This is a genomic window from Streptomyces sp. WMMB 714, assembly GCF_900090125.1.
Lineage (GTDB): Bacteria > Actinomycetota > Actinomycetes > Streptomycetales > Streptomycetaceae > Streptomyces > Streptomyces daqingensis.
Genome location: NZ_FMHJ01000003.1, coordinates 20,870 through 44,014 on the forward strand (window position 1 = coordinate 20,870; position 23,145 = coordinate 44,014).

The 23,145-nt window shown below is 73.1% G+C and carries 18 protein-coding genes; 8 read left to right on the forward strand and 10 right to left on the reverse strand.

What is annotated here, in order from left to right; translation table 11 throughout:
* Positions 1–52 precede the first annotated feature (52 nt).
* Positions 53–853, forward strand: coding sequence for a phosphatase PAP2 family protein (locus tag H181DRAFT_RS05560; RefSeq protein ID WP_254666743.1), 801 nt, complete (start codon positions 53–55; stop codon positions 851–853).
* Here the strand turns inward: H181DRAFT_RS05560 and H181DRAFT_RS05565 are convergent.
* The 3 genes from H181DRAFT_RS05565 to H181DRAFT_RS05575 all read right to left on the reverse strand — a co-directional run bounded on the left by H181DRAFT_RS05565 (position 835) and on the right by H181DRAFT_RS05575 (position 7,089).
* Complete coding sequence (locus tag H181DRAFT_RS05565) at positions 835–3,819, reverse strand: bifunctional [glutamine synthetase] adenylyltransferase/[glutamine synthetase]-adenylyl-L-tyrosine phosphorylase (RefSeq protein ID WP_045863140.1); 2,985 nt, start codon at positions 3,817–3,819, stop codon at positions 835–837. The two genes, H181DRAFT_RS05560 and H181DRAFT_RS05565, sit on opposite strands and share 19 nt — an antisense overlap.
* 79 nt (positions 3,820–3,898) lie before the next feature.
* Positions 3,899–5,260, reverse strand: coding sequence for a glutamine synthetase family protein (locus H181DRAFT_RS05570; RefSeq protein ID WP_045863141.1), 1,362 nt, complete (start codon positions 5,258–5,260; stop codon positions 3,899–3,901).
* A gap of 671 nt (positions 5,261–5,931) precedes the next feature.
* Positions 5,932–7,089, reverse strand: coding sequence for a helix-turn-helix transcriptional regulator (locus H181DRAFT_RS05575; RefSeq protein ID WP_107068688.1), 1,158 nt, complete (start codon positions 7,087–7,089; stop codon positions 5,932–5,934).
* Positions 7,090–7,417: 328 nt separating this feature from the next.
* Between H181DRAFT_RS05575 and H181DRAFT_RS05580 the strand changes: the two genes are divergently transcribed.
* On the forward strand, positions 7,418–9,193 hold the full coding sequence (locus H181DRAFT_RS05580; RefSeq protein WP_045863451.1) for an NAD+ synthase: 1,776 nt from the start codon (positions 7,418–7,420) through the stop codon (positions 9,191–9,193).
* Between the two features lie 78 nt (positions 9,194–9,271).
* Here the strand turns inward: H181DRAFT_RS05580 and H181DRAFT_RS05585 are convergent, their stop codons facing one another.
* The 4 genes from H181DRAFT_RS05585 to H181DRAFT_RS05600 all read right to left on the reverse strand — a co-directional run bounded on the left by H181DRAFT_RS05585 (position 9,272) and on the right by H181DRAFT_RS05600 (position 14,155).
* Positions 9,272–10,183, reverse strand: a complete 912-nt coding sequence (locus H181DRAFT_RS05585) for an LLM class F420-dependent oxidoreductase (protein ID WP_045863142.1) — start codon at positions 10,181–10,183, stop codon at positions 9,272–9,274.
* Between the two features lie 577 nt (positions 10,184–10,760).
* Positions 10,761–11,243: a PaaI family thioesterase gene (locus H181DRAFT_RS05590; protein WP_078895521.1), complete on the reverse strand. Its 483-nt coding sequence runs from the start codon at positions 11,241–11,243 to the stop codon at positions 10,761–10,763.
* 178 nt (positions 11,244–11,421) lie between these two features.
* Positions 11,422–12,645, reverse strand: a complete 1,224-nt coding sequence (locus tag H181DRAFT_RS05595) for an MFS transporter (protein ID WP_045863143.1) — start codon at positions 12,643–12,645, stop codon at positions 11,422–11,424.
* 451 nt (positions 12,646–13,096) lie between these two features.
* Positions 13,097–14,155 (reverse strand): endonuclease/exonuclease/phosphatase family protein, encoded by a 1,059-nt coding sequence (locus tag H181DRAFT_RS05600; RefSeq protein ID WP_045863144.1) that lies wholly within the window; start codon positions 14,153–14,155, stop codon positions 13,097–13,099.
* Between the two features lie 465 nt (positions 14,156–14,620).
* Here H181DRAFT_RS05600 and panB point away from each other — a divergent pair, with 465 nt between their 5' ends.
* Both panB and H181DRAFT_RS05610 read left to right on the forward strand, forming a co-directional pair.
* On the forward strand, positions 14,621–15,487 hold the full coding sequence (gene panB / locus H181DRAFT_RS05605) for a 3-methyl-2-oxobutanoate hydroxymethyltransferase (protein ID WP_045863145.1): 867 nt from the start codon (positions 14,621–14,623) through the stop codon (positions 15,485–15,487).
* 169 nt (positions 15,488–15,656) lie between these two features.
* On the forward strand, positions 15,657–16,460 hold the full coding sequence (locus H181DRAFT_RS05610) for a site-2 protease family protein (protein WP_045863146.1): 804 nt from the start codon (positions 15,657–15,659) through the stop codon (positions 16,458–16,460).
* Here the strand turns inward: H181DRAFT_RS05610 and H181DRAFT_RS05615 are convergent.
* Positions 16,444–16,731 (reverse strand): hypothetical protein, encoded by a 288-nt coding sequence (locus tag H181DRAFT_RS05615; RefSeq protein ID WP_045863147.1) that lies wholly within the window; start codon positions 16,729–16,731, stop codon positions 16,444–16,446. The genes H181DRAFT_RS05610 and H181DRAFT_RS05615 overlap by 17 nt on opposite strands.
* Positions 16,732–16,891: 160 nt before the next feature.
* Complete coding sequence (npdG, locus tag H181DRAFT_RS05620; RefSeq protein WP_045863148.1) at positions 16,892–17,614, reverse strand: NADPH-dependent F420 reductase; 723 nt, start codon at positions 17,612–17,614, stop codon at positions 16,892–16,894.
* A gap of 422 nt (positions 17,615–18,036) precedes the next feature.
* Between npdG and H181DRAFT_RS05625 the strand changes: the two genes are divergently transcribed.
* The 3 genes from H181DRAFT_RS05625 to H181DRAFT_RS05635 all read left to right on the forward strand — a co-directional run bounded on the left by H181DRAFT_RS05625 (position 18,037) and on the right by H181DRAFT_RS05635 (position 21,899).
* The gene (locus H181DRAFT_RS05625) at positions 18,037–18,672 is read left to right on the forward strand and encodes a hypothetical protein (RefSeq protein ID WP_045863149.1); all 636 of its coding nucleotides are present in this window, start codon (positions 18,037–18,039) and stop codon (positions 18,670–18,672) included.
* Between the two features lie 252 nt (positions 18,673–18,924).
* On the forward strand, positions 18,925–19,905 hold the full coding sequence (locus H181DRAFT_RS05630; protein ID WP_045863453.1) for a hydroxyacid dehydrogenase: 981 nt from the start codon (positions 18,925–18,927) through the stop codon (positions 19,903–19,905).
* Complete coding sequence (locus tag H181DRAFT_RS05635; RefSeq protein WP_045863150.1) at positions 19,902–21,899, forward strand: DUF2264 domain-containing protein; 1,998 nt, start codon at positions 19,902–19,904, stop codon at positions 21,897–21,899. Before H181DRAFT_RS05630 ends, H181DRAFT_RS05635 begins: the two co-directional genes overlap by 4 nt.
* A gap of 42 nt (positions 21,900–21,941) precedes the next feature.
* On the opposite strand, the gene H181DRAFT_RS05640 is transcribed toward H181DRAFT_RS05635, so the two are convergent.
* Positions 21,942–22,175, reverse strand: coding sequence for a hypothetical protein (locus H181DRAFT_RS05640; RefSeq protein WP_045863151.1), 234 nt, complete (start codon positions 22,173–22,175; stop codon positions 21,942–21,944).
* A 52-nt stretch (positions 22,176–22,227) separates the two neighbouring features.
* Here H181DRAFT_RS05640 and map point away from each other — a divergent pair, with 52 nt between their 5' ends.
* A complete protein-coding gene (gene map / locus H181DRAFT_RS05645) occupies positions 22,228–23,085 on the forward strand; it encodes a type I methionyl aminopeptidase (protein WP_045863152.1) in 858 nt (285 codons plus the stop codon).
* Positions 23,086–23,145 lie beyond the last annotated feature (60 nt).

A 23,145-nucleotide genomic window follows, 5' to 3' on the forward strand; every position in this document is an offset into this window, starting at 1 on the left:
GGCCGCGGGGACCGCCGGTGCCGGGCAGGGCAGCGTCGTCGGCACCGCCCTCATGACGCGGCTGCGCGCCGCCCGCCGTCCCAGCATCTGGTTCGAGATCGTCCTCATCGCGGTGAGTTACGCGGTGTACTCCCTCATCCGCAACGCCGTCCCCGAGCAGCGCGCGCAGGCCCTCGACAACGCCGACTGGATCTGGAGGGCGGAGCAGTTCCTCGGCATCGCCGTCGAGGACTCGGTCAACCGGGCCGTCAACAGCGTCACCTGGCTCATCCTCACGATGAACTACTACTACGCGACGCTGCACTTCGTCGTGACCATCGCCGTGCTCGTCTGGCTCTACCGGCGCCACCCCGGCCGTTACGCCGCGACGCGCCTGGTCATCTTCGCCACCACCGGCATCGCCCTGCTCGGGTACTACCTCTTCCCGCTCGCGCCGCCGCGGCTGATGCGGGGCGAGTCCTTCATCGACACCGTGCAGGTGCACCAGACCGTGGGCTCCATGGCGTCGGGCAACCTGGCGGACATGTCGAACCAGTACGCCGCCATGCCGTCGATGCACATCGGCTGGTCGGTGTGGTGCGGCATCACGATCGCCGCGCTCGCCACTCCCCTGTGGGTCCGCCTGCTGGGCGTGCTGTACCCGGTGGGCACGCTGATAGTGATCGTCTGCACGGCCAACCACTTCTGGCTGGACGCGGTGGGCGGCGTCATCTGCCTCGGCTTCGGCTTCGCCCTCTCCTACGGCTGGTACGGAAAGCTCTCGTACCGGCTGCCGCGGCACATCAAGGCGCCCGGTCCCGCAGCCGGAACGCACCGCACGGACGCGGTGGCCGGTCAGTCCGCCGCGCCGTAGAAGAGCCGCTCCGCCACTGCCCGGGCCCGGCGCGTCACCCGGCGGTAGTCGTCGAGCATCTCCCCGCTGCCGCTGGCCTCGGGGTAGCCGAGGTAGCGGCCGACGGCTCCCAACTCCCGTGCGTCGGAGGGGAACGTGTCGCCGGCCCTGCCACGCACCAGCATCACGGCGTTGCGCACCCGGGTGGCCAGCAGCCACGCCTCGTCCAGCGTCTCCGCGTCCTCGGGGTCGATGAGCTCCGCCTCCCGTGCCGCGGCCAGCGCGGCACGCGTACGCGTGGTGCGCAGGTCCTCCGCTCCGGCGGCGTGCTGGAGCTGGAGGAGCTGCACCGTCCACTCGACGTCGGCGAGTCCGCCGCGGCCGAGTTTGGCGTGCGTCGTGGAGTCGGCGCCGCGCGGCATCCGTTCGGACTCCATGCGGGCCTTGAGCCGCCGGATCTCGCGCAGCGAGTCCTCGCTCAAACCGTCGGCGGGATAGCGGACCGGGGCGATCAACTCGGTGAAACGGCGCCCCAGATCCTCGTCCCCCGCGACGGGATCCGCCCGCAGCAGCGCCTGGCTCTCCCAGGCGGCCGCCCAGCGGCGGTAGTAGCCGGCGTAGGACTCCAGGGAACGCACGAGCGGCCCTGACCTGCCTTCCGGACGCAGGTCCGCGTCGACCACCAACGGCGGGTCGGACGAGGGCAGTTGGAGCAGGCGGCGGAGCTCCGTCGCGACGGCCAGCGCGGCCTTGCCCGCCTCCTCCTCGCTCACGCCCTCGCGGGGCTCGTGGACGAAGAGGACGTCGGCGTCGGAGCCGTAGCTCAGCTCGTGCCCGCCGAACCGGCCCATGCCGATCACCGCGAAGCGGGTGGGCAGTTCGTCCCCCCACCGGCTGCGCACCGCCGCACGGAGGGCACCGGCGAGCGTGGCCGCGTTGATGCCGGTGAGGGCCGCCCCGATCCGGTCGACGGCCGCCGCGGGGTCCTCCGTGGGCAGCTCCTCCGTGCCGTACGCGCCGATCAGGTCGCCCGCCGCCGTACGGAACATCTCGCGCCGGCGCACCCCGCGAGCCGCCGCCACCGCCGACTCGGCGTCCGCCGCCCGGCCCACGGCCGCCAGCACCTCCTGCGTGAGGGCCTCCCGCGCCCGCGGCCGCAGCCCGCCCTCGTCGCCGAGCAGCGCGACCGCCTCGGGCGCCCGCATCAGCAGGTCGGGGGCGAGGCGCCCGGCGGACAGGACGCGCGCGAGGTTCTCCGCCGCCGCTCCCTCGTCCCGGAGGAGCCGCAGATACCAGGGCGTCGTCCCGAGCGCGTCGGAGACCTTGCGGAAGTTGAGCAGCCCCGCGTCCGGGTCGGCGGAGTCGGCGAACCAGCCCAGCAGGACGGGAAGCAGGGTGCGCTGGATGGCCGCCTTGCGGCTGACGCCGCTCGCCAGCGCCTCCAGATGCCGCAGCGCTCCCGCGGGATCGGCGTAGCCGAGCGCCTCCAGCCGCTGCCGTGCGGCCCTGGGCGAGAGCCGCGCCTCCCCCACGTCGAGCTGGGCGACGGCGTCCAGCAGCGGACGGTAGAAGAGCTTCTCGTGCAGCCGCCGCACCGCGGCGGCGTGCTTGCGCCACGTCTTGTGCAGCTCGTTGACGGAGTCGCTGCGATACCCGAGGGAACGCCCGAGCCTGCGCTGGTCCGCCTCGTCCTCGGGCATGAGATGCGTCCGGCGCATCTTGTGGAGCTGGATGCGGTGTTCGAGCGTGCGGAGGAAGCGGTACGCGGAGTCGAGCGCGGCGGCGTCCTGCCGGCCCACGTAGCCGCCCGTGGCGAGCGCGTCCAGAGCGGCGAGCGTCGTGGGGCTGCGCAGCGCCGCGTCGGTGCGGCCGTGCACCAACTGCAGCAGCTGCACGGCGAATTCGACGTCGCGCAACCCGCCCGGCCCGAGCTTGAGTTCGCGGTCGACCTGCGCGGCGGGAATGTTCTCCACGACGCGGCGCCGCATCTGCTGCACGTCGGGGACGAAGTTCTCCCGCTCCGACGCCTGCCACACCAGCGGGGCGACGGCCTCCGCGTACGCCTCGCCCAGCGCCATGTCGCCCGCCACCGGACGGGCCTTCAGCAGGGCCTGGAACTCCCAGGTCTTCGCCCACCGGTTGAGGTAGGCGAGGTGGGAGTAGAGCGTCCTCACCAGCGGCCCGTTCCGGCCCTCCGGTCGGAGGTTGGCGTCGACGGGCCAGATGGTGCCCTCGGCCGTGGTGTCCGAGCAGATCCGCATCAGACGGGCCGCGATGCGGCCGGCGGCCTGCAAAGCCGCCGCCTCCTCCGTGCCGTCCGCGGGTTCCGCCACGAAGATGACGTCCACGTCGGAGACGTAGTTGAGTTCGCAGCCGCCGCACTTGCCCATCCCGATCACCGCGATCCGGCACGCCGCGGCGTCCTCGGGCGCCTCGGCGGAGGCGAGGGAGAGCGCGGCGCGCAGCGTCGCCGCGGCCAGGTCGGCGAGCTCGCCGGCGGTCTGCGCCAGGTCGCTGGTGCCGCACACGTCGCGCGCGGCGATCGACAGCAGGGCGCGGCGGTAGCGGTGGCGCAGATCGTCCGGGTCGGTGGCCGGGCGTACGGCCGCCTCGAACTCCTCGACGCCCGGGTGCAGGTCCCGCCGCTCGTACGTGGCGAGCGCCTGCCAGTCGTCGGGGTGGCGGGCGAGGTGGTCGCCCAGCGCTTCGGAGACGCCCAGCACACCGAGCAGCCTGTCCCGCAGGGGCTTGCTGGCGAGCAGCGTGTCCAGCAGGCGCTGCGGGTCCTCCTGCGCCTCGACGAGCCGGACGAGGCCGTGCAGTGCGAGGTCCGGGTCCGCGGTCGCCCCGAAGGCGTCGAGCAGCTGGGTGTCTGCCCGGACCTCGTCGAACTCCTGCGCCGACAGCAGGCGCTCCGCCGTGGCCGGCTCGGTGAAGCCGCGCCGCACCAGCTGTCCGTGACGGCTGTCCCGCCGACCGCCCTGCACCCTTGACCGTCCTCCGTACTCGCGCACTCCGCGTATCGGGCCGTACCGGCCGCCGCCCCGCAGCGACGGCGGCCCCGTCCTACAGAACCGGCAGGGACTTGCGCAGCTCGAAGGCGGTGACCTCGCTGCGGTACTCCTCCCACTCCTGCTTCTTGTTGCGGAGGAAGAAGTCGTAGACGTGCTCGCCCAGCGTCTCCGCGACCAGCTCGCTGCGCTCCATCAGGGTGATGGCCTCGCCCAGGTTCTGCGGCAGCGGTTCGATGCCCATCGCCCGCCGTTCCGCGTCGGAGAGGGCCCAGACGTCGTCGTCGGCGCCCGGCGGGAGTTCGTAGCCCTCCTCGATGCCCTTGAGCCCGGCCGCCAGCAGCGTGGCGTAGGCGAGGTAGGGGTTGGCGCCCGAGTCGAGCGAGCGCACCTCGATACGGGTGGAGCCCATCTTCCCCGGCTTGTACATGGGGACCCGGATCAGTGCGCTGCGGTTGTTGTGGCCCCAGCAGATGTACGAGGGCGATTCGCCGCCCTCCCCCGCCGTCCGGTTCGCGCCGCCCCAGATGCGCTTGTAGGAGTTGACCCACTGGTTGGTGACGGCGGAGATCTCTCCGGCGTGCGTGAGCAGACCCGCGATGAAGGAGCGGCCGACCTTGGAGAGCTGGTACTCCGAGCCCGACTCGTAGAAGGCGTTGCGGTCGCCCTCGAAGAGGGACAGGTGGGTGTGCATGCCGGAGCCGGGGTGTTCGGAGAAGGGCTTGGGCATGAAGGTGGCCTGCACGCCCTGCTCCAGCGCGACCTGCTTCATCACCAGCCGGAACGTCATGATGTTGTCGGCCGTGGACAGCGCGTCCGCGTAGCGCAGGTCGATCTCCTGCTGCCCCGGGGCGCCCTCGTGGTGGGAGAACTCCACGGAGATGCCCATCGACTCCAGCATCGTGATCGCCTGCCGGCGGAAGTCCATGCCGACGTGCTGGGGGGTGTGGTCGAAGTAGCCGGAGGTGTCCGCCGGCGAGGGGCGCGTGCCGTCCAGCGGCCGGTCCTTGAGCAGGAAGAACTCGATCTCCGGGTGGGTGTAGAAGGTGAAGCCCAGGTCCGAGGCCTTGGCGAGGCTGCGCTTGAGCACGTAGCGCGGGTCGGCGTAGGAGGGGGAGCCGTCCGGCATCAGGATGTCGCAGAACATCCGCGCCGTTCCCGGGGCCTCCGCGCGCCACGGCAGTATCTGGAAGGTGCCCGGGTCGGGCTTGGCGATCATGTCCGACTCGTAGACCCGGGCGAAGCCCTCGATCGCCGAACCGTCGAAGCCGATGCCCTCGTCGAAGGCCTGCTCCAGCTCCGCGGGCGCGACGGCGACGGACTTGAGGAAGCCGAGCACGTCGGTGAACCACAGCCTGACGAACCGGATGTCGCGCTCCTCGAGCGTGCGGAGCACGAATTCCTGCTGCTTATCCATAGTCACCCATCCTCGCTGCTCAGCGTGCCCGCCCGCACCCTGGGCGACACCCCGTCGGGCCTCGTGTCCCGGGTGGCCCGGGACGGGGACGAGCATCCCACCACACGGTTTCCGGAGCGTTGCCTGCGCCCTCCGTTCGCGCCGCTTCTCCAGTGAACCACGCGGCAAGGCGCCTGTTCGCGGGCCCGCGGGGCCGCTCGCGGACGGGCACCCCGCAGGGGGCACGGGGCCGCGGCCCCGAAGCGGAGCCGGGGGAACGAGGGGAGGCACGGGAGGGGAAGCGGAGCGGGGCGGCGCACCGGGGGTCGCTCGGGAGGCGCACTCCGCAGGGCGCACTCCCCGCGCCACAGGAGAGCGTCCGGCGGGGGCGGGCGGACGGCCGCCTGGTGCCCGTCGCCTGGTCCCGCCGCCCGCCGGCCGGGGCCCGGCACGGCGTCGGTGCGGCGTCGGCACGGGCGGGGCGGGACGAGACCGGGAGGACGGACGGGCCGGACCGGGGTCCCCAAAACGTAAGCCGCGGTCCGGCAGTGGGGGATACCGGACCGCGGCTGTTTGTTGCCTGGCCGGAGCGTTCAGAGGCGTCCGGCCGTGTGGTCTTGGCGTGGTCCGCCGTTCTGGCGGAACGACGTCACGCACTGAAGTTCGCACACCGGCCAGGCCGAGAACAAGAGTTACCGGTCAGTGTTCGAAGCCACATCTTGTGGGGTCTTCTTCGCGGATCGGACACCCGTCTTACCGCCGGTCACAGCCTGGAGTCCATGGCCGGATCCTGACGCGTTCCCGCCACCTCCGGCGGCCAGCCGCGCGTCGCTCTCCGAGGGCTGCGACACCCAGCCGAGGCTGGCGGCGCGCATGCCGAGCTGGAAGCGCGTGCCGGCTCCCAGCCGCTCCATGAGCCCGCTCAGGCGGCGCTGGAACGTGCGGTAGCTGACGCCGAGTTGGCGCGCCATGACCTGGTCCGTCATCCCGGTCGTCAGCAGGGCCAGCAGCCGGGCCTCGTCCGGGGACGGCGCGTCCCCGGCGCCGCCCGGCCGCCCCGCGAGATACGCGGAGAGCGGCAGCGCACGCGCCCACAGCACCTCGAAGAACTCGCACAGCGCGTCGAGCAGGCCCGAGGGGTGCACGACGACGCTGCTCGCCATCTCGTGCGGCGCGGACCGGAGCGGGATCAGCGCGACGCGGTCGTCCGCGACCAGCAGCTTCGTCGGCGTATCGGCCATGACCCGCGCCTCCTCGCCGAGTTCGGCGCAGGCCTCGATGTCGGTGTGGATGCGGTGGAAGGTCTCCAGGCCGTGGGTGTCGTAGATGACGCGGTAGCCGATGCCGCGCCGCATGGTCTTGGCCTGCACCGGCATCATGCCCGTCTTGGGGTCGAGCCGGTCGGGGTCGCTGTTGGCGTACGGGGGGCGGTCGATGCCGCGGATCTGGTGCCGTGCGCTGTACTGCAGCTGATCGACCTGCTGGATCACCGCCGCCCGCCCGGTGACGATCTCCACGAGGTCGACGGGGTCGCGCGCGGTCGCGTTGGCGCGGAACCGCGTGGCCAGGAGCTGGATGTGCCGCCGGGTGCGGTGGATGGCCTCCTCGCGCGCCAGCAGCAGCGACTCGAAGGCTACCTCGGGCGCCACGGGCAGGAAGCGCTCCTCTCCCCGCCGCTCCCCCGGGTACCTGCCGACCAGGCTCAACTTCTCCAGCGCCGTGAGGGTTTCGCGCACCTTCGCCGCGCTCAGGCCCAGCGTCTCGCGAAGCTCCCGCACGGTGACCGCTCCGTCGACGAGCGCCTCGTAGGCCTGCTGCTGGACGGGTTCGAGACCGAGGGCCTCCAACATGTGCTTCCCCCTGTGCTGTGGCGAGTTCACGTCACTGACCGATGCCCGCCAGGCGGGCGCCGAATCCAGTACACCAGGTATCGAAATGCTGCGGATACCCTCGCGTAAGTGACCTTGGGTACTGGATACGGTTGTGACGGTGACGTGAACACCGCGTGTCCGGTTCCCTCGTGAAATTCACGGATCCACTCGTTCCGTTTTGACAGCCTGCCTCGCCACGTACTCATACGTGTCCGGCTGGTGACTCTGGGTGCACCGCCGCCCCTCCTTCTCCTGCCTGTACCGGCGCCCTCTCTCACGCGTCAGTTGGACGATTACAGTGGGCGGCGTGCCTCAACTACGTCTCGCCCTGAACCAGATCGACTCCACCGTCGGTGACCTCGAAGGCAACGCGGCGTCCGTGCTGCGCTGGACGCGGCGCTCCGTGGAGCAGGGGGCGCATCTCGTCGCGTTCCCCGAGATGATGCTGACCGGCTACCCGGTGGAGGACCTGGCCCTGCGCGGCTCGTTCGTCGAGGCCAGCCGCGCGGCGCTGAGCGCGCTCGCGGGCAGGCTGGCGCGGGAGGGCCTGGGCGAGGTCCCCGTCGTCGTCGGCTACCTCGACCGCGCCGAGGACGTCCGCGCCTCCCTCGGCAGCCCCGCGGGCGCTCCGCTCAACGCCGCGGCCGTGCTCCACGGCGGGGAGGTCGTCCTGGCCTTCGCCAAGCACCACCTCCCCAACTACGGCGTCTTCGACGAGTTCCGCTACTTCGTGCCGGGCCAGACCCTGCCCGTCGTCCGCGTCCACGGTGTCGACGTCGCCCTCGCCATCTGCGAGGACCTGTGGCAGAACGGCGGCCGCGTCCCCGCCGCCCGCACCGCGGGGGCCGGGCTCCTGCTCTCCGTCAACGCCTCCCCGTACGAGCGCGAGAAGCACGACACGCGCCTCGACCTCGTCCGCAGGCGGGCCCGGGAGGCGGGCTGCACGACGGCGTACCTCGCCATGGCCGGCGGCCAGGACGAGCTCGTCTTCGACGGCGACTCGATCGTCGTCGACCGAGACGGCGAAACCGTCGCGCGCGCACCGCAGTTCGAGGAGACGTGTCTCGTCCTCGACCTCGACCTGCCCGCGGCCTCGGCGGAGCCCCCCTCGGGGGTCGTGGACGACGGCCTCACCGTGCAGCACGTGACCCTCGGCGCGGACCCGCTGGAGGCGTACGAGCCGGAGTTCACCGGCAGCGAGGCTCCCCGCATGGAGGACGACGAGGAGATCTACACCGCTCTCGTCACCGGTCTGCGGGCGTACGCGTCCAAGAACGGCTTCAGTTCGGTGGTGCTGGGCCTCTCCGGCGGCATCGACTCCGCGCTCACCGCCGCGATCGCCTGCGACGCGCTGGGCCCGTCCAACGTGCACGCCGTCTCGATGCCCTCGCGCTACTCGTCGGAGCACTCCAAGGACGACGCCGCGGAGATGGCACGCCGCACGGGGCTCAACTACCGCACCGTGGCGATCGGTTCGATGTTCGACACGTTCATGGACTCGATGGAGCTCACCGGCGTCGCCGAGGAGAACCTCCAGTCCCGCCTGCGCGGAGTGGTGCTGATGGGCATCTCCAACCAGGAGGGCCACATCGTGCTCGCGCCGGGCAACAAGTCCGAGCTGGCGTGCGGCTATTCGACGCTGTACGGCGACTCCGTCGGCGCGTACGGGCCCATCAAGGACGTCTACAAGACCAACGTCTTCCGGCTGGCGAAGTGGCGCAACCGCGCCGCCTCCGAGCGGGGCGGGACACCGCCCATCCCCGAGAACAGCATCTCCAAGCCGCCGAGCGCGGAGCTGCGCCCCGACCAGGTCGACACCGACTCCCTGCCCGACTACGACGTGCTGGACGGCATCCTGAAGCTGTACGTCGACGGGGACGTGGGCCGCCAGGGCATCGTCGAACGCGGCTACGACCCCGAAGTCGTCACGCGTGTGCTGCGGATGACGGACGCCGCCGAGTACAAGCGGCGGCAGTACCCCCCGGGGACGAAGATCTCCGGCAAGGGCTTCGGCAAGGACCGCCGGCTGCCCATCACCAACCACTGGCGGGAGAGCGGCCCCGGGGACGGCACGGCCGGCTGACGCTCCGCGCGCACACGCGGAGTCGGCGCACGGGCGGGCCCAACGCCCCTCCCGCCCGCGCCGCCTCGCCGTACCGCTTCAGGTCCGAGCGCGGAGCATCCCGGTCCGCTCCCCCGGGCTGCGTCCCTCCGGTGTCATCTCCCGTATCGCCTCGGCCAGTTCGGCCAGGTGCCCGAGCGTTGCCCCGTCCGACGCGTCGGGTGGCGCGACGATGACGTGGTCGATGCCCTGGGAGGCGAACTCGCCGCAGAGTTCTACGCTCTCGGCGACGGACCGGCCTTCCGGAAGGCGCATGTGCAGCGTCTTCTCGATCTCCCCGTAGGGCCTTCCGACGCGCTCGCAGTGCTCTCTCAGGACGGCCAGCTTGTGGCGGACGTCGGCGCCGTGGAAGAGGTTGCAGGCGTCGGCGTACCGGGCGACGAGCCGCAGGGTCCTCTTCTCGCCGCTGCCGCCGATGAGGACCGGCGGGCGCGGCCGGGTGAGGCGCGGCGAGGTCGACATGCGGTCGAGGCTGAAGTGCCTTCCGTGGTACGGCTCTTCGTCGTCGCTCCACATGCTGCGGACGATCTGCAGCGTCTCCTCCAGGCGCTCGAAGCGCTCCGCCGCCGGCGGGAACGGCACGCCGATCGCACGGTGCTCCTCCTCGTCCCAACCCGCGCCCAGCCCGAGGACGGCCCGGCCGCCGGACAGCGCGTCCAGAGTGGTGAGTTGCTTGACCAGCAGGCCCGGCGGACGGTGCCCGACTCCGGTGACCAGCGCGCCCAGCGTGACGCGGCCGGTGTGGGCGGCGGCGTAGCTCAGAGCGCCGTAGGCCTCCAGCATCGGCTCGCCGGGAGCTCCGAAGTTGGGGATCTGCCAGAAGTGGTCCATCACCCACAGGCTCGCGACCCCGGCCTGTTCGGCGCCGCGCGCGACCTGTGCGAACCGGCCCGCGACGGCGGCGTCGCCGCCGGGCCAGGTGAAACGCGGGCAGGTGAGTCCGAGTTGCATGGAGTGCTCCTTCCGGGCAGGCCGGAGCAGCCTCGCGTGGAGGCTGCCGCCGGACCGGCGCTGAGTGGTGTCCGGGGACTGTGCTGAGAGACCGGCAGCGGCCCCCAGGGGGCCGACGCGGGGATGCCGCACGCGGACGCGGCAGGCACGGGGGCGTGCCGACGTGGAACGTTGCGGCACAGTGACGTGCTGACGTCGAACCGTCCGGCATGGAACCGTCGGGCATGGAACCATCCCGGACGGGCGTCACGCGGCTCGCACTTCGGCGGGCAGCCGGACGGCATGCCAGCGGCCGGGAAGCGGCGCGGAGAGCGGGCGGACCATTGCGCGCGGCGGCGCACGCTGCGCGGAGACGATGCGGCGGCCGCCGGGTGCACACACCCGGTCCGGAGACGGGCGAGACGGACGGGGCACGAGCGGGGGAGGCTGCACCGGGTGGGACGGTGCAGCGCGCCGGGAACGTGCTGCGGCTGAATGAACTTACTGCGGCTCAATGCCCTGCGAAGGCAGGATATCGGGGCCCGTCAAGGCCGCCCCGTCCGGCCGGGAGCCCCGCGGTGCCGCTCGCCCCTCCTTGTCACTCCAGAGTCCGGAGGCGCACCGTCGCTGTCGCCACGGCCACCAACGTGCCGTCGGCCGCGGCGAGTTCACCCGAGAGGAAGCACACCCGCCTGCCGCGGCTGACGACGCGTCCCCGCCCCGTCAGCCGCCCGGGCCGCGCCGGACGCAGGTACTGGACGTGCAGGTCGAGCGTCGGTGCGAGCAGCCCGTCCGGGAGAGACGCCGCCAGGGCCGGCCCCATCGTGTCGTCGAGCATGGCGGCCAGGAAGCCCCCCTGGATCGCCCCCGCCGGGTTCGTGAACTGCTCGTCCGCCTGGAACGCCACCTCGATCGTGCCCTCGTCCGGCAGGACCTCGATCAGCTCCCAGCCGAGGAGCAGCGAGGCACGGGGCGCGGCGACGCGTCCGGCGAGCATCTCCCAGAACACACCGCGCCGCTGCCCGCCCGCGTCCGTGCCGCCCGTGCCCGTACCGCCCGCTTCCGGCTCGTCGGCTGCCATGTGTGCGATTGAACAGCCTCCGGCCGCCGCTCGCGCCGCGGCTCGGCCATCCGGGTCCGCGGCCGTTCCCGCCCGGGGGCGGGAACGGCGAGGGGCCCGCGCGGGTGCGCGGGCCCCTGTCGTCGGGGCGCCACAGGGCCGGGAGCCTGCCCGCTCCCGGCCCCGGCGTCCTCCCGGCTCAGCCGGTGACGCTCTCCGCGGCGCGGGCACGGCGCAGCCCCGGGACGCCGCGCGCCACGATGCGGGAGCGGGAGACGGTCGGGGCGCCGTCCAGCACCCCGGCCAGCACGGCGATGCCGAGCCCCGCCAGGGCCAGCACGACGCCCACCAGCATGGGCGAGGTCCAGCCCCAGCCGGCCGCGACGGCGGCACCGCCCAGCCACGCCCCGCCGGCGTTGGCGAGGTTGAACGCGGACTGGTTGCCGGCGGAGGCCAGCGTGGGCGCCTGCCGCGCCTTCTGCATGATCAGCATCTGCAGGGGCGTCGTCGTCATGAAGCCGAGCCCGCCCAGCACGACGACCATCACCATGGCCGCCCACTTGATGTCGACGACTGCGTGGAAGGTGACCATGGCCACGGCGAGCGCGCCGAGGCCCCCGTAGAGCGTCGGGCGCAAGGCACGGTCCGTCAGCGGTCCCGCGACGAGCGCACCCAGCGTCATGCCGATGCCGAAGAGGGCGAGCACCACGGTCACGGAGGACTCGGCGAGACCCGTGACCTCGGTCATGATCGAGGCGAGGTAGCTGTAGACGGCGAAGACGCCGCCGAATCCGAAGACCGCGGTGAGCAGCCCCAGGATCACCTGGCGGTCGCCGAGGGCGCGGACCTCGTGGCGCAGGCCGGTCCGCCGCTCGGCGCTCATCTCGGGCACCAGCGCGGCGAGCGTCACCATCGCCAGCACGCCGATGGCGCTGACGACGACGAAGGTCGCCCGCCATCCGAGGGCCTGCCCGATCGCCGTCCCCGCGGGCACACCGACGATGTTGGCGACCGTCAGCCCGAGGAACATCGTGGCGACGGCGCGGGCACGCCGGTCCTCCGTCACCAGCCGTGCGGCGACGACGGCGCCGACGCCGAAGAAGGCGCCGTGCGGGAGGCCCGCCAGCACGCGCCCGGCGAGCAGGGCCGCGTAGTTGGGCGCCAGGGCGGAGGCGAGGTTGCCGACCGTGAACAGCCCCATGAGCAGCACCAGCATCCGCTTGCGGGGCGTGCGCGTGCCGAGCGCGGTGAGCAGCGGGGCGCCGATGACGACGCCGATGGCATAGGCGGAGACCAGGTATCCGGCTGTGGGCACGGAGGTGTCCATGTCTCGCGCGACGTTGGGCAGCAGGCCCATCATCACGAACTCGGTGGTGCCTATTCCGAAGGCGCTGATCGCAAGGGCGAGCAAGGCCAGAGGCATGAGGCGGAACCTTTCAAGGCAGGGTTGATCAAGGTCTTCGGTAAGTTTTTCTAAGGGGATACGCGCTAGAGACCTGCGCAACAACGGCGTCGGGCACAGGCGCAGCTTCTTATGTTCTCACACGGAACAAAGTCTGTCAGATGCGTTTCCCTCGCGGCGCCGCTGCGTGTCTCAGGACGGCAACAGCTGGGCGCGGAGCGCGTGATTCATGCCACGGCAGCCCGTCCCGCAGGTGCCCGCCGGGGCGGACACGCACCCGGCCCGGACACCCTCACCACGGGCGGCCGGGCACCTCACCGGCACGCTCTCCGCCCCCTCACGACGGCTGACGGCGGCCACCGGGGCGTACAAGCCCGGTGACCGCCGTCGGCGAAGACCGCTTTCGCGAGTGAGAGGAGTAGGGGGTTGGGGGGGGAGGATCGGGCGGAGGGGAGCGGAGGAGAGGGGAGCCTCAGAAGTTCACCGACGCCGCGACGGGCAGGTGATCGCTCCCGGTGGCGGGCAGGGACCAGGAGGAGACCGGTTCGAGGCCCTTCACCATGATCTGGTCGATCCTCGTCGTCGGGAACGAGGCCGGCCAGCTGAAGCCGGGCCCGTCCCCCGCCGCTCCCTGCGTGGAGCGCATCTGGGACGTGACGGGCGCGAGCGCGCGGTCGTTCATCGTCCCGTTGAGGTCGCCGAGCAGGACGGCCTTGTCGACGGGGTCGTCCGCTATGGCGCTGCCCAGCGCCGCGGCGCTGTCGTCACGCTGCCCGGCCGTGAAGCCGGAGGCGAACTGCAGGCGCACGGACGGCAGATGGGCGGCGTAGACGGCGACGCCTCCGTGCGGGGTGTCGACGGTGGTGCGCATCGCCCGCGGCCAGCCCATCTTGATGTCGACCGTCTCCGTGTCGCGCATGGGGTACTTGCTCCACACACCGACCGTGCCCACGCGCTTGTGGTAGCGGTACGCGCCGGCGAGCCCCTTGTCGTAGAGCTTCGCCTGTCCGCCCGCGACCTCCTCCAGCGCGACGATGTCGGCACCGGAGCCCGCGAGTTCGCGCGCGGTGCGGCGCGGGTCGGGGTTGCCCGCGTTGACGTTGTGCGTGACGACCGTGAGGTCGCCGCCCGTACCCGACTTGCTGGTGAACTGGCCGGCGAAGAGATGCAGCCACACCATCGCCGGGAGCAGCAGCGCGACCAGGGCGAGCGCGGAGCGGCGCAGCACGGCCATGAGCGCCAGCACCGGTACGAGCACGCCGCCCCACGGCAGGAAGGTCTCCCACAGCGAGCCCAGGTTGCCGATCGCGTTGGGGATCTCGGAGTGCCAGAAGAGGGCCGCCCCCAGCAGCACGGCGAGCAGGGCCAGCACCCAGCCGCGGCGCCACGCGCCTCCGCCGCCCCACCGGCCCCAGCGGGCCCAGTCGACCAGGCCGCGGGACCCGGAGCCGCCGTCCTGACGGGACCGGGAGAGGAAGCCGCGCGACTCGCCCGACGTCTTCGCCGACTCGGTCATGTACGCACGTGCCATCCGCTGTTCCTCGCTTGCCTTGCCGGTGCCTGGTCGAACGATAGGTGATCGCGGCGCCGTGCCCCGCACTGCGGCCGTCCCGCACAACACCCGGTCGAGCGCGATCCGTTTGCGCTCCTCTCCCCTCTCCTGCCAGGACGAATATCCGGGCAGGCCGGGTTCCGGTGTCCAGAGTTCCCGCGCATGCTGTGACGGAACCGGCACATGGCCCGCGCAGGACCACGACGTGCGTGGACGCGCCGCACGGGCCGCGGGCCCCGGCCCCCGGCACAGCCGCGGCAGGGCCTGCACGCGACGTCCGCCACGCGCCCCGGGACGCACCCCCGCCCGCACGGAGCGGGCCGGGCCCTGGCGGCGGAAGGGCCTTCTCCCTTCCGCCGGCAGGCGGCGCATGCCAGCATGGACGTGTATCCGGGGACGCCGTCAGGGCGCCTCGAGACCACACGAAAACAGGAGCGTTCAGCCATGTCTGATGCGCAGAAGCAGGCCGCGCCCTCGCAGAAGCAGCCGGCCACCCTCTACGGCGGCGCACGCAACCGCCGCGTCACCGTCAGGGACCTCGGCGCCGCCAAGGAGCGCGGCGAGCGCTGGCCCATGCTGACGGCCTACGACGCCATGACGGCCTCGGTCTTCGACGAGTCGGGCATCCCCGTGATGCTCGTCGGCGACTCCATGGGCAACTGCCACCTCGGCTACGAGAACACCGTCCCGGTCACCCTGGACGAGATGGCGATGCTGACGGCCGCCGTCGTACGGGGCACCAAGCGCGCCCTCATCGTCGCGGACCTCCCCTTCGGCACGTACCAGGAGGGCCCCGTACAGGCGCTGCGCAGCGCCACTCGCCTCGTCAAGGAGGCGGGAGCGGGCGCGGTGAAGCTGGAGGGCGGCGAACGCTCCGCCCACCAGATCGAGTTGATGGTCCAGTCGGGCATCCCGGTCATGGCGCACGTCGGTCTCACCCCGCAGTCCGTGCACGCGATGGGCTACCGCGTGCAGGGCAGGGGCGAGGAGGCGGCACAGCAGCTGCTGCGGGACGCCAAGTCCGTCCAGGACGCCGGAGCGTTCGCGGTGGTGCTGGAGGCCGTGCCCGCGGAGCTGGCCGCGGAGGTGACCCGCTCCCTGCACGTCCCCACCGTCGGCATCGGCGCCGGAGCGGAGACCGACGCGCAGGTGCTCGTCTGGACGGACATGGCGGGCATGACGGCGGGCCGGGTGCCCAGCTTCGTCAAGCAGTACGCGCGGCTGCGGGAGACCCTGGGCGAGGCGGCCAGGTCCTTCGCCCAGGACGTGATCTCGGGCGACTTCCCCGAGGCGCGGCACAGCTTCTCCTAGAGAGCCTCCCGCTTCTCCTGGCGAGAGCCCGGCCGCGGGCGGCGGCGCGCCCCTCGCGCACCGGGGGCGGGCCGCCGTCAGGCCGCGGATTGCCGCCTCCGCGGCGGAAGCCCCCGGTCCGCAGGGCCAGTTCGCCCGCGTCTTCCGCACCCCGGTACGGTCTTGATCCATGACCGGCGCCGGCACCCACCCCGACCACCACCGCATCAGCCCCGTCTTCCTGGGGATCGCGGCGATCATGGCCGTCTCAGGGTGGGGGGTCTGGGCCGGACTGGCCGAGGTCACCGGTGTGGCGGTGTTCTTCTTCGTCGTCTCCGGCTGGGTCGTCTCGCTCTGCCTGCACGAGTACGCCCACGCGCACACGGCCCTGCGCAGCGGGGACGACTCGGTCGCCGAGAAGGGCTATCTCACCCTCAACCCGCTGAAGTACACGCACGCCGTGCTGAGTGTCGTGCTGCCCGTGGTCTTCGTCGTCCTCGGCGGGATCGGGCTGCCGGGCGGCGCCGTCTACATCGAACGGGGACGCATCCGGGGCCGCTGGAGGCACAGCCTGATCTCGGCCGCCGGACCGCTGACGAACGCGCTGTTCGCCGCCCTGCTCACCGCGCCCTTCTGGCTCGACGCGATGGGCGACGTCCCGTTCGCCTTCCGCTACGCCCTGGCCTTCCTCGCGATGCTGCAGGTGACCGCGGCCATCCTGAACCTGCTGCCCGTGCCCGGACTGGACGGTTACGGGGTGCTGGAGCCGTGGCTCTCACCGGCCGCGCGGCGGCAGGCGGAGCCGTTCGCGCCGTTCGGGCTGCTGGTGGTCTTCGGCTTCCTGTGGGTCCCCCAGGTGAACGGGGTCTTCTGGGACGCGATAGGCAGCGTCATGCAGGTCCTGGACGTCTCTGAGCTCGACGTCGCCTACGGCTACGACTACTTCCGCTTCTGGCAGGGCGAACCGGCGGTCGCCGTCACTCCGCAACCGTAGGGCGCGCTGCGCGGGAGGCGTCCCCGCACCCGCCCGTACCGGCTGCGGCGTCGGCGTCCGGACTCGCGGCGGTGCGGGCCCCGCGTGCCCGGCGCCCGTAGTACCACGCCATGTTGGACGCGAGGCCCGCCAGCAGGACCCAGACCGCACCCATCCAGCCGCTGCCCTTGGCGAAGGAGAGCACCGCCGCTGCCGCCGCCAGTACGCACAGGGCGGCGGCGGACCGGGCGAGCAGCCGGGGCGGGAGGGGCGTGGCGGCGGGGGCGGGCACGGTGGCGGCTCCAGGACGGTGCGGGTTCGGTCGGGCGCGCCGGACGGTGCGGCGCCGCGGCCATTCTCCCCCATGCCGGACGGCGTCCCGGGGGCCGGCCTCACCCGTCGGCGGCGGTGAGCGCTGCCGCCTCCCGCCCACCGCCGGAGCGCCTGCTCCGTCACATGTCGGTGAGCCTGATGCCCGCGTGCACCTTGTAGCGCCGGTTGACCGAGACCAGGTTGGCCACGAGCGACTCCACCTGGTGCGCGTTGCGCAGCCGACCGGCGAAGATGCCCCGCATCCCGGGGATGCGCCCGGCGAGGGCCTGCACGACGGCGCAGTCCTCGCGGTCCTCCCCGAGCACCATGACGTCGGTGTCGATCTTCTCCGTCTGCGGGTCGGCGAGCAGCACGGCCGAGAGGTGGTGGAAGGCCGCCGTCACGCGCGAGTCGGGGAGCAGCGCCTCCGCCTGCTGTGCCGCGCTGCCCTCGTCGGGACGGATCGCGTAGGCGCCCTTCTTGTCGAACCCGAGCGGGTTGACGCAGTCCACGACGAGCTTGCCGCGCAGCTCCTCGCGGAGCGCCTCGAGCGTCCGCGCATGGCCGTCCCACGGCACGGCGACGATGACGATGTCGGAGCGCCGGGCGCACTCGGCGTTGTCGGCGCCCTCCACCCCCATTCCCAGCTCGCCGGCGGCCTGCCGGGCGCGGTCCGCCGCCCGGGAGCCGATGATCACCTGCTGGCCGGCCTTGGCCAGCCGGTAGGCCAGCCCGCGTCCCTGGTCACCGGTGCCGCCGAGCACGCCGACCGTGAGGCCGGAGACGTCGGGCAGGTCCCAGGGGTCCTTCTTCGGAGCGGGCGAGGAGGAGGATGCGGAGGATGTGGAGGATGCGGAAGTCATACGGGCGATCCTGCCACCCGGCACCGCCCCTCGGCCGCTCTCCGTTCCGTGAAGGTGATCACGTAGCGGGGGCCCCGGCGACCGGCTCGCGCGGTGGGACGCGGCGGAATCCGGCACGCGGACCGATCGCCTGTCGCGGGCCCGGCTCCCCTGCCTCGCCGCGGGTCCCCGCGCGTGACCACCGGCGCGCATCGCGCTCGGGACGCGTGCCCGACGGAGCCCGGGGCACAGGGAGTTGACGGGCGCGGAAGCCTCCGCGCGCCCGGGAGGCACCGTCAGCCGCCCCCGCCCTTCCGCACGCACTCCCTCCCCCGCGCCCCGCTTCCCCCGCACCCCCCACGTCCCCGCACCGCCACATCCGTACGGGTGACCACAGCCGAATCCCCCGTTCCGCAGGGCCTGTTGCGGCATCATGCCGAGCCATGGATGCCGTACGCGTCGCACATCTGAGGGAAGTGCTCGCCGGGACGGAGTGGGTGCAGTCGACCCGCCGGTTCGCCGGTTCGCTCCGCGCGTCGGTCGGCACCCGCCAGGGCGGGCTGCTGCTGGTGGGGACGGAGTCCTACGAACCCTGGCACATGGCCGCCCACTTGGACGACGAAGCCGCCTGGTCCGGCCTGCCGGAGCTCTCACCGACCCTCGTACGGCACCGGGTCCCGCCGTCCGCCCCTGCTCATCTCTCGGCGGGCCTCGGCCGTATCGAGGCGGCCGGACGCAGGGAGACCGTTCTCGTGGTCGCCTCCGAACCGCCGGGCGGCGGACTGCTGGAGCGGGTCCACGACGCCAGGCGGGCGGGCGCGACGGTCCTCGCCCTGGACGACCGGGCCGCCGGAGACCTCGGCGACCTGCACGGCGTCGCGCACGACACGCTCACCGCGGACGCCACCGAGGTGGACCTCGACACCGTGCAGCATCTGGTCAGCGCGGCAGCCGGGGAGAGCTTCTCCGGGCCCGCCGCCTCCGCAGGCATGCCCGGAGCCCGTCTCCGGCGGCCCCTGCGCGACCGCCTCTCCCGCCTCGTCGACCACCTCTCCGCGCCGCCGCCCTCCCGCTGGTAGCGGGACGTCCCGGCGGCCCCCGCACCATGCCGCCGGGGCCGCGTCCTCGCCGTCCGGCCCCGGTCGGCCCGCCCTGCCCTCTGGCGCTCGGGCCCGGCAGGGGGCAGCCTCGATGGAGTCCTGTCGCCGGCCGTTCCGCCGAGGAGAGACATGCCGAGACCCGCCGACGGAACAACCACCGGCTCCCCCGGCTCCCGTCCGGGCGGAGCGCGGCCGGGCACGGCGGCACGCCGTCCGCGCGTCGCGTTCGCCATGGAACCCGCCGCCGCCGAGAGCCTCCTGTCAGGCGAAGTCCTCGACGCGCTGGCCGAGTTCACCGACCCCGAGCCCCTGCCGGCGCTCCACGACCTCCGAACGGACCGGTCACGCCGCGTCCTCGCCGACGTGGAGCTGCTGGTCACCGGCTGGGGCTGCCCGCCCCTCGACGAGGACGTCCTCGCCGCCGCCCCCGCGCTGCGGGCGGTCGCCCACACAGCCGGCAGCGTGCGCGGACACGTCACCGAGGCGTGCTGGGAACGGGGCATCGAGGTCTCCTCCGCCGCCGCCGCCAACGCCCGCCCGGTCGCGGAATACACCGTCGCGATGATCCTGCTCAGCGGCAAGCGGGTGCTGGAGACCGCCCGCGCGTACGCCGCCCGCCGCGACCGCGGCGACTGGCTCTCCTCACCTCCCGGCATGGGCAACTACCGGCGCACCGTGGGCATTTGCAGTGCCTCACTCATCGGCCGCCGGGTGATCGAGCTGCTGCGCCCGTACGACTTCGAGGTGCTGCTGTACGACCCGTACGTCTCCGGCGAGGAGGCCGCCGCCCTCGGGGCGCGGTCGGTGGGGCTGCCCGAACTCTTCGCGTCCAGCGACGTGGTGAGCGTCCACACGCCGCTGCTCCCGGCGACGCGCGGAATGGTCACCCGCGAACTCCTCGCGGCGATGCGGCCCGACGCCGTGCTCCTCAACACCGCGCGCGGCGCCGTCCTCGACCAGGACGCGCTCACCGAGGCGGTCCTCGCCGGGCGGATCAGCGCGGTGCTGGACGTGACGGAGCCGGAGGTGCTGCCCCCGGGGCACCCCCTGTGGGAGTGCGAGAACGCACTGATCACGCCGCACATCGCCGGCTCCCTCGGCAACGAGCTGCGGCGGCTGGCCGACCTGGCGGTCTCCGAAGTCGCCCGCTGGGCGGCGGGAGAGGGCTTCGCCCATCCCGTACGACGCGAAAGGCTGGCCTACCTGGCATGACCCCACCTGCTGCGGCCCCGTACCCCGACCGTTTCCAACTCCCGCCCGAGGACAGGGAGTCGAGCCCGTACACCGGATGGACGCGCGCCCACTGGGAGGCCGTCGCCGACGGACTGCTGCACGCCGCCTGGCGCTACGCGACACCACGCGGAGCCATGCTCGACCTCCCGGGACGCCCCTCCCGCACGGGAGTCCGCTCCGACGGACTCGAAGGCTACGCCCGCACCTTCCTCGCGGCGGCCTTCCGCGTCGCGGGCGCGGGAGGCGAGGACCCCCACGGCTGGCTGGAGAGGTACGCCGGCGGGCTGGCCGCCGGCACCCGCACCCCCGGGCGCGAGGACGCCGAGTCGTGGCCGCCGGTGCGGGACCACACGGTCATGGGGCAGCCGATGGTGGAGTCCGCGTCCGTCGCCCTCGGGCTGCGGCTGAGCCGCCCCTGGCTGTGGGACCGCCTCGACCCCGGCGTCCAGGACCGCGCCGCCGACTGGCTGCGCGGGGCGCTGCGGCACGTGCCGGCGCCCAACAACTGGTACCTCTTCCCCCTGACCGTGGCCGGGTTCCTGGAATCCGTCGGACGCGGCGACAGGGAGACCTGGCTGGCCCTCGAACGCGGCACGGAGCTCCTGAACGGCTGGTACGCCGGCGACGGCTGGTACAGCGACGGCGACGGCCGCGCCTTCGACCACTACAACGGCTGGGCCCTCCACCTGTACCCGCTGCTGCACGCCCATCTCGCCCAGGACACCGGCCAGTCGGCACACCACGGCGCGCGGCTGCGCGCCTTCCTGGAGAGCTACGCGCTGCTCTTCGACGGCAACGGCGCGCCGCTCCACTTCGGCCGCTCGCTGCCGTACCGGTTCGCCGCCAACGCGGCCGTCGCTCTCGGTGCGCTGACCGGGCACACCCCGCTCGCCCCGGGCGTCTCCCGCCGCCTGCTGAGCGGGTCCCTCCGCTACTTCCTCGACCGGGGCGCCCTCACCGAGGACGGACTGCTCTCGCTGGGCTGGCACGGCGCCCACGAAGCGACGCTGCAGGACTACTCGGGTCCCGCCTCGCCCTACTGGGCCTCGAAGGGGCTGCTCCCGCTGCTGCTGCCCGCGAGCGATCCGGTGTGGACGGCACGGGAGGAGTCCGCACCCAGCGAGGGCCCCGACCGGGCGCTGGCCGTCCCCGCCGCCGGGCTCCTGATCCAGTCGACCGGCCGCGACGGACTCGTCCGCCTCCACAACCACGGCAGCGACCACGTCCCGGCCCACGAGGGCGAGAGCGCCCTCGCCGAGGACCCGCACTACGCCCGCCTCGCCTACTCCACCCGCACCGGCCCCACGGCCCGCGGCAACGTCCCCGACAACCATTTCGCCGTCGAACTGCCCGACCCCCGCGACCCGCTGGGCGGCTCCACCCGCAGCGCCCGCCTCCGTATCCGCCCTCTCGGCGCCGAAGCCGCCGCCGACGGCACCTGGGGCTGGGCCGCCTCCTTGCACTCCCCGGTCTTCGCCTCGGGCGGCCCCATGGTGCCCGGCCTGTCCGTGCAGAGCGTCACCTACGTACGGGGCCCCTTCGAACTGCGCGTACACCGCGTGACCGGGGCCCCGCCGGGAGCACGCGTACGGCTGACGGGCTGGGCGACGCCCCCGCAGCAGGACGGCCCGTCCGGCGAGGAACCCGTCACGGGGCGGCTGCACGGCCTGCACGGCTGGAGCGGGACCGGACGGCCCGCGACGCTGCGGGCGCCGCAGGGCACGGCGTTCACCCGCTGGGCGCTCGTACCGTCCCTGACCGGCGACGTGCGGGGCACGGCGCTCTTCGCCGCGCTGGCCTCCCTGGCCCCCGGCGGCGATTCCGCGCCGGAGGACCCCGCCCCGGAGGCCGCGGCGGAACTCGTCTCGGCCGGACGCGACTCCCTCGAGGTCCGGTGGGCCTCGGACGGTGCCCGCACCCGCATCTCCTTCACCCCGCGCGCACCGCGGATCACCACGGTCCCGGGCGGCTGAGCGCACGCTCCATTCCCGGGACCGGCGCGGCGCCGGGGGCCCTCAGCCCTCCGCGCCGCCCCTGCCGCGCGACGGGTCCTGCCAGCGGGGGTCGTTCTCCCACTCGGCGTTGCGCTCCTGCGAGGTCTCCAGGGCGCGTGCCGCCTCGGCGGGCGTCCCGAACGGGCCGAGGCGGTTCTTCGCCGGGCACTCCGGGCCCTCCTCGACCTTTCCGTGCTGGAGGCAGTAGAACCACTCGCCGGGCTTGCCGGCGGTCTTGCGCTTGAAGAGAGCCATGGAGTCATGCTCCCCCCTGAGCCCGGTCCGTACCACAGTTAGACTCGCGCACATGTCTGGCCAGTCGTTGCTCTCCCCCGGCGAGCTCTCCCCGCACCGCTCCGTCCCCGCGTCGATCCCGCGTCCCGAGTACGTCGGCAAGGACGCCCCCACGCCGTACACCGGACCCGAGGTGCAGGACGAGGAGACCGTCGAGAAGATGCGCGCCGCCGGCCGTATCGCCGCGCAGGCGATGGCGGAGGCGGCGAAGCACATCGCGCCCGGCGCCACCACGGACAAGCTGGACGAGATCGCGCACGCCTACATGTGCGACCACGGCGCCTACCCCTCCACGCTCGGCTACCGCCGCTTCCCCAAGTCGCTGTGCACCTCCGTCAACGAGGTCATCTGCCACGGCATCCCCGACTCCACCGTGCTGCGCGACGGCGACATCGTGAACCTCGACGTCACGGCCTTCATCGGCGGCGTGCACGGCGACACCAACGCCACCTACCTGTGCGGCGACGTCGACGAGGAGTCCACACTGCTCGTCGAGCGCACGCGGGAGGCGCTGGCGCGGGCCGTCAAGGCGGTACGCCCGGGGCGCCAGATCAACATCATCGGACGGGTCATCGAGTCCTACGCCAAGCGCTTCGGCTACGGCGTCGTCCGCGACTTCACGGGCCACGGCATCAACTCGTCGTTCCACTCCGGCCTGATCATCCCGCACTACGACGACGAGCGGGCCACGACGGTGATGAAGCCCGGCATGACGTTCACGATCGAGCCCATGCTGACGCTCGGCACCCACGAGTGGGACATGTGGGAGGACGGCTGGACGGTCGTCACCAAGGACCGCAAGCGCACCGCCCAGTTCGAGCACACGCTCGTCGTCACCGGGACCGGCGCCGACATCCTCACCCTGCCCTGAGTTCGGGGCCTCCGGGCCGCGGGCGCGGAACGGGGGGATGCGGGGCCGGTGGCCGGCCGC

Excerpts from the sequence above, each read along its gene's own strand:
- H181DRAFT_RS05635 (WP_045863150.1), top strand. The coding sequence starts at position 19,902 with ATGACCCCACCTGCTGCGGCCCCGTACCCCGACCGTTTCCAACTCCCG.
- H181DRAFT_RS05570 (WP_045863141.1), bottom strand. The coding sequence starts at position 5,260 with ATGGATAAGCAGCAGGAATTCGTGCTCCGCACGCTCGAGGAGCGCGAC.
- panB (WP_045863145.1), top strand. The coding sequence starts at position 14,621 with ATGTCTGATGCGCAGAAGCAGGCCGCGCCCTCGCAGAAGCAGCCGGCC.
- H181DRAFT_RS05585 (WP_045863142.1), bottom strand. The coding sequence starts at position 10,183 with ATGCAACTCGGACTCACCTGCCCGCGTTTCACCTGGCCCGGCGGCGAC.
- map (WP_045863152.1), top strand. The coding sequence starts at position 22,228 with ATGTCTGGCCAGTCGTTGCTCTCCCCCGGCGAGCTCTCCCCGCACCGC.
- npdG (WP_045863148.1), bottom strand. The coding sequence starts at position 17,614 with ATGACTTCCGCATCCTCCACATCCTCCGCATCCTCCTCCTCGCCCGCT.
- H181DRAFT_RS05630 (WP_045863453.1), top strand. The coding sequence starts at position 18,925 with ATGGAACCCGCCGCCGCCGAGAGCCTCCTGTCAGGCGAAGTCCTCGAC.
- H181DRAFT_RS05595 (WP_045863143.1), bottom strand. The coding sequence starts at position 12,645 with ATGCCTCTGGCCTTGCTCGCCCTTGCGATCAGCGCCTTCGGAATAGGC.
- H181DRAFT_RS05560 (WP_254666743.1), top strand. The coding sequence starts at position 53 with ATGACGCGGCTGCGCGCCGCCCGCCGTCCCAGCATCTGGTTCGAGATC.
- H181DRAFT_RS05640 (WP_045863151.1), bottom strand. The coding sequence starts at position 22,175 with ATGGCTCTCTTCAAGCGCAAGACCGCCGGCAAGCCCGGCGAGTGGTTC.
- H181DRAFT_RS05625 (WP_045863149.1), top strand. The coding sequence starts at position 18,037 with ATGGATGCCGTACGCGTCGCACATCTGAGGGAAGTGCTCGCCGGGACG.
- H181DRAFT_RS05610 (WP_045863146.1), top strand. The coding sequence starts at position 15,657 with ATGACCGGCGCCGGCACCCACCCCGACCACCACCGCATCAGCCCCGTC.
- H181DRAFT_RS05575 (WP_107068688.1), bottom strand. The coding sequence starts at position 7,089 with ATGTTGGAGGCCCTCGGTCTCGAACCCGTCCAGCAGCAGGCCTACGAG.
- H181DRAFT_RS05600 (WP_045863144.1), bottom strand. The coding sequence starts at position 14,155 with ATGGCACGTGCGTACATGACCGAGTCGGCGAAGACGTCGGGCGAGTCG.
- H181DRAFT_RS05590 (WP_078895521.1), bottom strand. The coding sequence starts at position 11,243 with ATGGCAGCCGACGAGCCGGAAGCGGGCGGTACGGGCACGGGCGGCACG.